Consider the following 11326-nt stretch of genomic DNA (forward strand, 5'->3'; position numbering starts at 1 on the left):
CTACCGTGCCAGGTCGGCCGCGACCTCGCGGGCCGCGCGGGCTCCCGAGGCCAGCGAGCCCTGGACCGAGCCCGTGGCCCGGTGGTCCCCGCACACATAGCGGCCGGGGGCCACCCGGGCGGTCCGGCCGAGCGGCTGCGGGGGCGGCATCGCCGGCAGGGCGTCGGGAACGGTCCGGACCGTCAGCAGGTCCCAGTCCCCGGTGTCGGTGCCGTACACCTCGGCCAGCGCGTCACGCAGCCATGTCTCCCGGCCCTCCTGATCGTGCCCGAGGACCGAGGTGGCGATCAGCGACATCCCGGGCGGGGCGTAGCCGCGCACCACTTCGCTCAGGACGCAGGTGTTGAGGAACCGTCTTGCGGTGTCCGTCAGCAGGACGGGTTCGGCCAGCGGTGAACGGGTCGCCGCGTGGTAGTACGTGGTCACGACGCGGTAGTCCGGGAGGTCGAGGCCCGGCAGCAGCCGGGCGGCCGGTCCCGGACCCGTGGCCACGACCACCGCCCGCGCGGCGATCTCGCCTCCGGCGTCCACCTCGACCCCGTCGTCCGTGAGCCGTGTGACCGGGGTGCCGAGACGCAGGGCGTCCGGGGGCAGCGCCTCGGCCAGCAGACGCGGCACCGCCCCGATGCCGGCGCCGGGCAGGCACAGGGTGCCGCGCAGCATGCTGCGCCAGACGAGATGGAACACCCGGCCGGAGGTCTCGAGCTGGTCCTCGAGGAACACCCCGGACAGGAAGGGCCGGAAGAACCGCTCGACGAACTCTTCGGAGAACCCGGCCGCGGCGAGCGCGGTACGGGTCGTTCGGTCCTCCCCGCGCTTGAGCCATTCGGCGGGGGCGAGCATGTCCCGGCCGGACAGGGCGGCCAGCGCGAGCAGGTCACGGGTTCCGGCGAGGCGCCCCGGGCGCAGGTCGCCCAGTCGTCGTCGGCCGCGCGTGGGATCGTCGAAGCGGAGCGGCCCGTCCTCCGTGTGGACGAGGATGCCGGGTGCGAAGGGCCGCAGCCGCAGCTCGCGCAGGGTGAGCCTGCGCCGGACCTGCGGGTAGGACGTGTTGAAGACCTGGAAGCCGCGGTCGACGACGAAGCCGTCGTGCGGGTCGGAGCGCATCCGGCCGCCCACCCCGTCCGAGGCCTCGAGGAGCCGGACCTCGAAGCCGTACCCGGCGAGATCGCGGGCGCACGCCAGACCGGCGAGCCCGCCGCCGACGATCAGGACATCGGGCACACCGCGCTTCGCGGTCATGAGCATCATCCTCCGGGCAGCCGGTCCGTATCCGATCTTCCCGCCGGGCCCGCCCGCCGGATGCGGGGGCACGCCGGTGACCGCCCACGAGCGCCCCGAGGGCGGCATCGCGCGACGCGGCCTTCACGGCACTCGGGGACTCGAGACTCCGGACTCCGGACTCCGGGGACTCGGGACTCCGGACTCCGGGGACTCGGGACTCCGGTGAGGAATAGATCGGTATGGCCGGATGTTGGCGCCTATGTGACGCGGAGCGGCCTCCGCACACCAGGTAAGCGGCCCCGGCTGGTCTCCCCCGTCCAGCCGGGGTCCCCTGTCTCCCCGTGGCGTCCCCGAGGCAGCGAAAGACCGCCGGCACCGACCCGGATTCGGGCGGCACCGGCGGTCGGCGTCGCGTCAGTGACCGGAGCCGTAGTGACCGCCGAGCTGGTCGCGGTAGTGCGGATCTCCGAGATGCTTCTCCTTGTCGAACTCCGGCGCCGCCTTGATCTCGTCCTTGGTCCGGGCCACATGGATCGTCTTGTCCTCGTGACTGACCGACGTGATCGTTCCGGCGGGCAGCAGGACCTCCTTGCCGAAGATCCAGACGCCGGTGTCGACGACGATGTACTGGGAATCGACCTCGTCGGAGTGCTTGTCGACCTTGCCGATGTGGCCGTCGGCGGCCTCCACCCGGTAGCCGGAGAGATCGTCGTCGGGCGTGTGCCCGCTGGTCGGGGCGTAACCCCAAAGGTTCTCGTTCACGAAGACTCCTCCAACTCGTTCTTTGCGCCGGAGTTGACGGGTGTCCTCTCCCCAGCCGCTGACACCCGCGGCCCTCGGATTCCTCACAGACCCGGTTCGGGGTGGCCTGAAATCGACGATTCAGCCGGAACTCGTCGCGGTGGGGACCACTGGCACCCCCACCGGACGGACCGGGCCGTTCCGGTTCCACTCGGGCCCGGTCGGGACAGGCACAGTAACGTTTCACTGGGTAATCAACCGACAGCTCACCGTGACGCACGCGGCGTCGACGTCGCGCTCGACGATCACTCTTCCGGTTGACACGCTTTTCCGTCATGTCCTCCGGCAAGCACACAAAAGCTCCACAGACAGACCACTATGTGACGCGACGAACGCGTCGACGACCACGTCTGAGGGGGGCTGTGGCGTCACGCCAGGGGGTGGTCCGCTCCATGGGAGCGGCGCTCACCCCTGCCCGGGGAGGGGACTTCACCGCATGAAGCGGACCATTCGCGCGACCGCGCCCACTGTCGGCGCGCTCAGCGCCTCGTCCGGCCCACCGGCTGGCCCGGCGCACGCGAACACCGCGCACGTACGCGACAGCCACGACCTGCCGACGGGAGCGCCCGAGCACGTCGCCTACAGCCCGGACAACTGAGCCGCGCACCGACCGAAGATCCCGTACGCGCCTTCGCGGACGGGACGGGCCCGACCACCCCAACCTCGGCCGTGGAGCACATCCATGCACGTTCCCCGCGGCGCGCGCCCCAGCACGACGCGCGTCACCCTGCTCACCGAAGGCACCTACCCGCACAGTCACGGCGGCGTCAGTGTCTGGTGCGACCAACTCGTCGCCGGCATGCCCGACTTCGACTTCGGCGTCATCGCCGTGACCGGCACCGGACGTGAACCCGTCGTGTGGGACATTCCCGCACAGGTCGCGGACGTCGTCACGGTCCCCATGTGGGGGCCCGCGCCCGACGGCCGCCCGCCACGCGGCCGGCGCCGCAGACAACTCACCGCCGCCTACGAACAGTTCCTGACCGCACTGCTCGATCCGTGCGCCGAGGACGGGTTCGCCACCGCCCTGTACGCGATGGCGCGGGCCGCGGCGGACGGGACGCTGGGTCCCTTCCTGCGCGGCGACCGGGCGATCGGCGTCCTGACCGGCGTGTGGAACCGCCCGGGGCTGGCCGTCCGCGAGGCCCGGCCGACCCTGCACGACGCCATCACCGCGACCGCCCTGCTGGAGCACGCGCTGCGCCCGCTCACCGCGCCGCTGCCCGAACACGGGGTGGCGCACGCGGTCAGCGGCGGCGTCGCCGCACTGCCGGGCCTCGCCGCGCTCGAACGGCACGGCGTCCCGCTGCTGTTGACCGAGCACGGCGTCTATCTGCGCGAGCGCTACCTCGGCTACCGCACGGCCCCGTACCGCTGGCCGGTCAAGGCGGTCGTGCTGGGCTTCTTCCGGCTGCTCGCCGAGGAGACGTACCGGCGCGCGGCCCTGATCACCCCGGGCAACCGCTACAACCGGCTGTGGGAGGAACAGGGCGGTGCCGCGCCCGAGTCGATCCGTACCGTCTACAACGGCGTGGACCCGGCCGCCTTCCCGCACGCCGGCCCGGAGCCGGGGCGGCCGACACTGAGCTGGGCCGGGCGCGTCGACCCGATCAAGGACCTGGAGACCCTGATCTGGGCGTTCGCACTCGTGCGGGCACAACTCCCGGACGCACGGCTGCGGTTGTTCGGCGGCACCCCGCGCGGCGGCGAGGTCTACCGCGAGCGCTGCGAGGCGCTGGCCGCCGAACTGGGGCAGGCGGAGGCGGTCACCTTCGAGGGCCGTGTGGACGACATCAAGGACGCCTACGCGGCGGGCAGCGTCGTGATGCTCTCCAGCATCAGCGAGGGTTTCCCGTTCACCCTGATCGAGGCCATGTCGTGTGGGCGGGCGACCGTCTCCACGGACGTGGGCGGGGTGCGCGAGGCGGTCGGCGACAGCGGTCTCGTCGTCCCGCCACGCGATCCGGCCGCCATGGCCGCGGCCGCCCTCGAACTGCTCGGCGACACCGGACGGCGCGCCTCGATGGGCGAGGCGGCCAGGCTGCGCGTCATCGAGCAGTTCACCCTGCGGCAGACGGTCGACACGTTCCGGACCATCTACCTCGAACTGTCGGCGCCCGGCGGGACCGGCCCGCGCGTTCCGGCGCCGGCCGGCGCCCCGTCGGTGGTGCCGGCCGGCCGCGCGGCCGCGTCCAGGTCGAGGAGCCTCGTCGGATGAGCGGACCGATGGCGCTGGAACCGGGCGGCACGGGCGGCGACACGCTGTCCCTGCGGCTCGCCGCCCGCACGCCCGCCCGGTCCGCTCCCGGCCCCGGTGCGGAGCGGGACGCGGTCGACCGGCTCGCCGCCGAACTGGCGGACGGCATCGGCCCGGCGGTCCACCCGTACGAGGTGGCGGCCCTGCTGGAGTCGGAGGGGCTGACCGCCGAGGTCATCCAGGAGCGGTACGGACATCCGAACCTCTTCTCGCTCGCCTCCGCGCTGTACGAGCGGGTGCCGCGCACCTTTCCGGAGCCGCCACGACCGGCCGACCCCTGGCGTCCGGACCATGTGCGCTGCGTGCTGCGCGGGGCGCTGTTCGCTCTGCCGGGCCTCGCCTACCTGCTGACCGCGCCGCTGTGGCACGCGGGGCGTGATCTCCGCGTCCTGGTGGTGGCCGGCCTCGTCTCCTGGGCCTGGGGCCAGGCGCTCGGCCACCGCGCCTACGTGCGGATGGCCACCGGCCGCCGGGAAGCGGGCCGGACCCTGCTCGCGGGGGCGCCGCTCGGCGCGCTCGCCGCGACGGTGGCCGGGGCGCTGACCGGGGTGCTGACCGGCGGGTCCGGCACCGCGGTCGAGGTCGCCGCGGCTCAGTCGGTGTATCTCGCGGCGGCCGGGGTGCTGCTCGTCCTCGGCGGGGAGCGGCTGCTGCTGGCAGCGCTCACCCCGCTGATCGCCGGCGCGGCGGCACTGCCCTGGTGGGACCCCGGTCCCGTGCCGCGTGTCGCCCTGGCGCTGCTGTCCGTACTCGGCTCGGCCGCCGGGGCCGGCTGGGCGCTGCGGGCGGCGTTCGCCGCCTCTCCGACAGCGGGCGCGGCCCGTCCGTCGCTGCTGCGGTCGCTGCCGTACGGCGTGTTCGGGCTGTCCGCCGGGGTGCTGGTGCTGCTGGAGGGCCGGCAGGATCCGTACGCCGTGGTCGTGCTGACCGTCAGCATGGGACCGGCGGAGTGGCTGCTGTACCGGTATCGGGGGATGTCGGTGTCGGTGCTGCGGGCGACCGCGACGCCCGCCGCCTTCCTGGTGCGATCGACCGGCGTCCTCGGCCTCTGTCTGCTGCTCTACGTGCTCCCGCTGCTGCCCGCGGCCCTGCTCACCGGCGCCGAGCCGGCCCCGCTGCTGCTGCTCGCGGCCACGCTGTGGACCGCGCTGCTGCTCCAGGCGTTCGGAGCGGCCTGGCAGCCGGCCGTGGTCTGTCTGGCGGCGGCCTGCGGTGCCGCCTCGGCCGCCGTGCTCCGCTCCCTGCCGGGCACCGATGTGCTGACCCTGTCCTGCGGTGCGGCCTGCCTGTGTCTGGCGGCCTGTGCCGTGCGGCTGCTGGGGCGACCGGCGCCGCACGCCTGAACCGTCCCGCACCGCCCTTCCGGTCGGATCCGGAGGGCCGCCGTGCCTTCGTCCGCATCACCCATCACTCATCTCGAACAACCAACCGGAAGGAACAACGAGTTGACCACCCAACCGCTCGCCGCCGTCACCGGAGCCGAGGGTTTCATCGGCTCCCACCTCACCGAGGCGCTGGTCGCCTCCGGGCATCGGGTGAGGGCCATGGCGCAGTACAACTCCTTCTCCTCGTACGGCTGGCTGGAGACCCTGCACCCCGACGTCCTGGACCAGGTGGACATCGTGCTGGGCGACGTCCGGGATCCGGGTTCGGTGCGCGGGCTGGCCGAAGGCGCCGACTGCGTCTACCACTTGGCCGCGCTCATCGCGATCCCGTACTCCTACCAGGCACCGCACAGCTATGTGGACACCAACGTCACCGGCACCCTCAACGTGCTGGAGACGGTACGCGCGCTCGGCACACCCCGGCTCGTGCACACCTCCACCAGCGAGACCTACGGCACCGCCCGGACCGTGCCCATCACCGAGGACCACCCCATCAACACCCAGTCCCCGTACGCCGCTTCGAAGGCGGGCGGGGACCGGCTGGCCGACAGCTACCACGCGAGTTTCGACACGCCCGTGGTGACGTTGCGGCCGTTCAACACCTTCGGCCCGCGCCAGTCGATGCGCGCGGTCATCCCCACGGTCATCGGCCAGGTGGCCGCGGGCGAACGCGCCATCACCCTCGGCGATCTGCGGCCCACCCGCGACTTCACCTTCGTCGAGGACACCGCGCAGGCGTTCCTCTCCGTGGGCACGGCGCCCGCCGACCGGGTCGTGGGCCGGACCTTCAACGCCGGTACGGGTGGGGAGATCTCGGTCGGCGATCTGGTGGCGCTGATCGGCAAGGTGATGGACACCGCCCTCGACGTGCGCGAGGACGCCGGGCGCATCCGGCCGGCCGGCTCCGAGGTGATGCGGCTGGTCGCCGACGCGACCCGGCTGGCCGAGGCGACGGGCTGGAGTCCAGCCCACGACCTGGAACAAGGGCTCGCGCGGACCGTCGAGTTCTTCCGTGAACCGGCGAACCTGTCCCGCTACAAGACCGGCATCTACAACATCTGACCCCGTTCGCCACGCACCACTAAGGAAAGCACCTCATGCACGCAGTGATTCTGGCCGGAGGCAAGGGCGTTCGGCTGCGGCCCTACACCACGGCCCTGCCCAAACCCCTCGTTCCCATCGGCGACCAGCACGCCATCCTGGAGATCGTGCTCCGCCAGCTCGTCTCGTCCGGCTTCACGAGTTGCACCATCGCCGTGGGTCACCTGGGCGAGATCATCCGCGCCTACGTCGGCGACGGGTCCCAATGGGGCCTGGCCATCGACTACTCCACCGAGGAGAGCCCGCTCGGCACCATGGGCCCGCTGCTGACCATGCGCGACCGGCTGCCCGAGTCGTTCCTGGTGATGAACGGCGACGTGCTCACCGATCTCGACTACGGCGACCTCCTGCTGCGGCACCGCGGTTCGGGCGCCCCGCTGACCATCGCGACGTACGCGCGCAAGGTACGCATCGACTTCGGCGTGCTGACCACCGACGACCGCAAGGTGGTCGCCTTCACCGAGAAGCCGAGCATGGACTACCGCGTCTCCATGGGCGTGTACGGCCTGTCGCGCTCCACGCTCGAAGGCTACACACCGGGGCTGCCGCTGGGCTTCGACGAGTTGGTCCTCGACCTGCTGGGGAGCGGCAGCGAGCCGCACGCCTACGAGTTCGACGGGTACTGGCTCGACATCGGCCGCCCGGACGACTACGACCGGGCCAACGCCGAATTCACCACCCGCAAGTCGCTGTTGCTCAAGGGAGCCTGACCACCGCATGCGCATTCTCGTCCTGGGCTTCACCGGCTATCTGGGCGGCCATGTCGCCGAGCACCTGCGCACCCTCCCGGGCGTGCGGGTGCTCGGCGGCGGGCGAGCGCCCGCCGCGGAATTCGGCATCGACCTGGCCACCGCCCGCCGGGAGCTGCTGGTCCCGGTCCTGGCCGCGGCCGCCCCCGACGCCGTCGTCAACTGCGCCGGCGCGACCGGCGGCGACGCCGTGACCCTCTCCGAGGTCAACTCCCGTGGTCCCGCGGTCCTCTGCGCCGCGCTGCGCGAGGCGGCGCCGACCGCCCGGCTGGTCCATCTGGGTTCGGCCGCCGAGTACGGTCCCGGCGTCCGGGACACCGCCGTCACCGAGTCCTCGGCCACCTGTCCCCTCACCCCGTACGGGGCCACCAAGCTCGCGGGCACGGTCACCGTCACCACCTCCGGCCTCGACGCGGTGGTGCTGCGGGTCGGCAACCCCGTGGGTCCGGGAGCACCCTCCACGGGACTGCCGGGCCGGATCGCGGGGCTGCTCCGCGAGGCCGGTCCCGACCCGGACGCGGTCGTCCGGCTGGGGGACCTCTCGGCGTACCGCGACTTCGTGGACGTACGCGATCTGGCACGGGCGGCCGCGGCCGCCGCGACGGCCCGCGGACCACTGCCGCGGATCCTCAACATCGGGGGCGGCAAGGCGGTCCCGGTGCGCGAACTGGTCGGCTCTCTGGCACGTGCCGCCGGGTTCCGGGGGCGTATCGAGGAGAACGGCGGCGGCTCCGCGCGTTCGGGCGAGGTGTCGTGGCAGTGCTCCGACATCACCGCCGCCGAAGAGGCGCTCGGCTGGCGGCCTGCGCTGACGCTCGACGACTCGCTGGCCGCACTCTGGCAGGCCACGACGGGAGCCGGTTCCCTCCCGCGGGCCGAAGGCGACCGCACACCATGAGCCTGCTGATTCCGCTGTACGTCCACCCGGCCGAGGACCCGGGCGCCTGGCACCGCCTGATCGCGGCGGCGGGCGGGACGTACGGGGTCGTCATCAACCCGGCCGACGGGCCGGGCCGGGGCCCGGATCCCGCTTTCGCCGCGGCGGCGGACGCGCTGAGCTCGGCGGGCGCCCGACTGCTCGGTTACGTCGACACCGACTACGGCGCCCGCGATCCGGATCTCGTCGCGGACGAGGTCCTGCGGCACCGGGACTGGTACGGAACGCAGGGGTGTTTCCTCGACCGGGTGGCGGCCACTCCGGAGGCGCTGCCCGGCTGCCGGCGACTGGTGCAGGAGCTGCGCCGGACCGGCACGGCTCCGGTCGTGCTGAACATGGGGGTCCACCCTGCGCCGGGGTACGCCCGCTGCGCCGATCTGCTCGTCACGTTCGAGGGCCACTGGTCCACCTATGTGTCGGCGTTCAGCAGACCGGCGTGGACCATGCGGCACCCGCCCGAGCAGTTCTGTCATCTGGTCTACGGCGTCCCCGAGGCGCTCGTCCCGCTGGCCGTTCGCACCGCGCGTGACCGCGGCGCGGCGGTGGCCGGACCGGTGACCGGCGAACTCCCCAATCCCTGGTCGCGGTTGACACCCGCCCTGAGCCGGCCGGGTTCCTGAGCGGCACCCGTTCCCGGCGGCTCGCGCACTCTCCTTTGCCGTGGATTGATGGCATGTCTAGGTCAAATCTGCGAGGCTTTCCGGTGCCGTCGCCCTGACCCCAGGGTGACGGCACGGAAATCTCACCAGGCGACCGCGCGCACCCGTGCGCGGATCGCGGCCACCCAGCGGCGCACCCCAGTCGTCCCGGGCGGCCACCGAGCTGCCGGAATCCCGGCCGCCTCAAAGGAGTTTCGTGTGAGACCGACCCCCCTCAAGGCCCTGGCGGCGCGCCTCATCGTCGTCGCCGCCCTGGCCGCCGTCTCGCTCCCCGGCACCCCCGCGGCCGCCGAGACGAGCACCGCACCGGCCGCCGCCGCGGCCTGCACGCCCGCCCAGGTGGTGACCAACGGCGGCTTCGAGAGCGGCACTTCCCCCTGGACCCAGTCCTCGACCTCCGTGATCACCAGCCGCACCGGCCAGACCGCCCACGGCGGCACCACCTTCGCCTGGCTGGACGGCGTGGGCAGCACCCACACGGACACGCTCTCGCAGAGCGTCACGATCCCGTCCGGGTGCAGCAGTGCCAGCCTCACGTTCTGGCTGCACATCGACACGACCGAGACGACCTCGTCGACGGCCTACGACAAGCTGACGGCGAAGATCGGCAGCACCACCCTGGCGACGTACTCGAACCTCAACAAGGCCTCGGGATACGCCCAGAAGACCTTCGACGTCTCGGCGTTCGCCGGCCAGACCGTCACCCTCGCCTTCACCGGCACGGAGGACTCCAGCCTCCAGACGAGCTTCGTCCTCGACGACCTCGCCCTCAACACCTCGGGTGGCACGACCCCGCCGGCCGACTCCACCCGTACCCCCGCCGCCCCCGGGTACACGGTCAGCCTGACCAGCAACACGAGCGGCACCAGCTGGAGCGGTCACGAGAGCGTGACCTTCACCAACGCCTCCTCCACCTCGCTGAGCGAGGTGTACCTGAGGCTGTGGGACAACTACCACGGCACCTGCTCCGCGATGCCCATCGTCGTCAGCAACGTCAGCGGCGGCACCGCCGGCTCGCTCTCGGTGGCCTGCACCGCGCTCCAGATCAGCCTGTCGTCACCGCTGGCACAGGGCCAGAGCGCGACGATCGGCTTCGACCTGGCCATCACCGTGCCCAGCGGCGCCGACCGCTTCGGCTACGACGGCGCCTTCGTCAACATCGGCAACGCGCTGCCCGTCCTGGCGGTCAAGGACGGCTCCGGCTGGCACCTGGACCCGTACACCAACAACGGCGAGTCCTTCTACTCCCTGGCCGCCGACTTCAAGGTGACCCTCGACCACCCGACGAGCCTCCTCGTCCCGGCCACCGGCACCTCGGTCGACGCCGCCGGTTCGAGCGGCCGTACGGTCACCACCGCCACGGCCTCCAAGGTCCGTGACTTCGCCTGGGCCGCCGGTCCGTTCAGCAAGATCTCCGGCACCTCCCCCGCCGGCACCGCGATCAACATCTACTCCGTCTCGGGCATCAGCTCCTCCGACTCCCAGTCGATGCTCTCCACCGCCAAGTCCGCGGTGGACGCCCACGCCGCGCGCTTCGGCGCGTACCCGTACGGCGAGCTGGACGCGGTCATCGACAACAACTACTGGTTCGGCGGCATGGAGTACCCCGGATTCGTCCTCGACCTGGTCAGCACCACGGCGCTCACCCACGAGATCGGTCACCAGTGGTTCTACGGGATCGTCGGTGACGACGAGTACAACAACCCGTGGCTCGACGAGGCGTTCACCGACTACGCCACCGACCTGGCTCAGGGCAAGACCGGAACGAGCTGCTGGAGCAGCGTCTCCTGGGCGTCGAGCGCGGAGAACATCACCAACTCGATGGCCTACTGGGACGCTCACTCGTCCCGCTACTCCACCGTCGTCTACGGCTACGGCAAGTGTGCCCTGCACGACCTGCGGCGCGCGCTCGGCGACACCGCCATGGCCAACCTGCTGAAGAGCTACGCCACTTCGCACTGGTACGGCGTCTCGACCACGGCCGAGTTCAAGGCGGCCGCCCAGGCCGCCACGACCACGGACCTGACGTCGTTCTGGACGACCCACCGCATCGTGGGCTGACGGGTCCTGACCGGTCCGGCCCTCTCCCGTTCGTCGCGGTGGCGCCGTCGGGCGTCACCGCGGCGGGGCTGGCCCGCCGGGCCCGGGGGGCGGTGCGCGGGGGGGCGGGGGCCGGGCCGCGGGCGCGGCGCCCCGCCATGGGGTGCGGGGGC

At 72.4% G+C, this 11326-nt stretch carries 10 protein-coding genes; 8 read left to right on the forward strand and 2 right to left on the reverse strand.

Features of this window, described 5'->3' with window-relative positions; all coding sequences use genetic code 11:
* The gene (locus ACFXGX_RS22665; RefSeq protein WP_384794150.1) at window positions 1–1242 is read right to left on the reverse strand and encodes an NAD(P)/FAD-dependent oxidoreductase; all 1242 of its coding nucleotides are present in this window, start codon (window positions 1240–1242) and stop codon (window positions 1–3) included.
* 396 nt (window positions 1243–1638) lie between these two features.
* A complete protein-coding gene (locus tag ACFXGX_RS22670; protein WP_384794153.1) occupies window positions 1639–1986 on the reverse strand; it encodes a PRC-barrel domain containing protein in 348 nt (115 codons plus the stop codon).
* A gap of 475 nt (window positions 1987–2461) precedes the next feature.
* Between ACFXGX_RS22670 and ACFXGX_RS22675 the strand changes: the two genes are divergently transcribed.
* The 8 genes from ACFXGX_RS22675 to ACFXGX_RS22710 all read left to right on the forward strand — a co-directional run bounded on the left by ACFXGX_RS22675 (window position 2462) and on the right by ACFXGX_RS22710 (window position 11174).
* Entirely contained in the window at window positions 2462–2623 is a 162-nt protein-coding gene (locus tag ACFXGX_RS22675) for a hypothetical protein (protein ID WP_384794155.1), read from the forward strand.
* A gap of 84 nt (window positions 2624–2707) precedes the next feature.
* On the forward strand, window positions 2708–4243 hold the full coding sequence (pelF, locus tag ACFXGX_RS22680; protein WP_384794158.1) for a GT4 family glycosyltransferase PelF: 1536 nt from the start codon (window positions 2708–2710) through the stop codon (window positions 4241–4243).
* Window positions 4240–5625, forward strand: coding sequence for a hypothetical protein (locus ACFXGX_RS22685; protein ID WP_384794160.1), 1386 nt, complete (start codon window positions 4240–4242; stop codon window positions 5623–5625). The genes pelF and ACFXGX_RS22685 overlap by 4 nt, the downstream gene beginning before the upstream one ends.
* Before the next feature lie 102 nt (window positions 5626–5727).
* Window positions 5728–6729, forward strand: coding sequence for a GDP-mannose 4,6-dehydratase (locus tag ACFXGX_RS22690; RefSeq protein WP_384794163.1), 1002 nt, complete (start codon window positions 5728–5730; stop codon window positions 6727–6729).
* A gap of 35 nt (window positions 6730–6764) precedes the next feature.
* Window positions 6765–7478, forward strand: coding sequence for a sugar phosphate nucleotidyltransferase (locus ACFXGX_RS22695; RefSeq protein ID WP_384794166.1), 714 nt, complete (start codon window positions 6765–6767; stop codon window positions 7476–7478).
* Between the two features lie 7 nt (window positions 7479–7485).
* The gene (locus ACFXGX_RS22700) at window positions 7486–8415 is read left to right on the forward strand and encodes an NAD-dependent epimerase/dehydratase family protein (protein ID WP_384794169.1); all 930 of its coding nucleotides are present in this window, start codon (window positions 7486–7488) and stop codon (window positions 8413–8415) included.
* Window positions 8412–9074 carry a spherulation-specific family 4 protein gene (locus ACFXGX_RS22705; RefSeq protein WP_384794172.1) on the forward strand — a complete coding sequence of 221 codons (663 nt, stop codon included), beginning with the start codon at window positions 8412–8414 and terminating at the stop codon, window positions 9072–9074. Before ACFXGX_RS22700 ends, ACFXGX_RS22705 begins: the two co-directional genes overlap by 4 nt.
* 237 nt (window positions 9075–9311) lie before the next feature.
* On the forward strand, window positions 9312–11174 hold the full coding sequence (locus tag ACFXGX_RS22710) for a M1 family aminopeptidase (RefSeq protein ID WP_384794175.1): 1863 nt from the start codon (window positions 9312–9314) through the stop codon (window positions 11172–11174).
* The last annotated feature ends 152 nt before the right edge of the window (window positions 11175–11326 follow it).

The sequence above is a fragment of the Streptomyces sp. NPDC059371 genome (genome assembly GCF_042751995.1).
Lineage (GTDB): Bacteria > Actinomycetota > Actinomycetes > Streptomycetales > Streptomycetaceae > Streptomyces.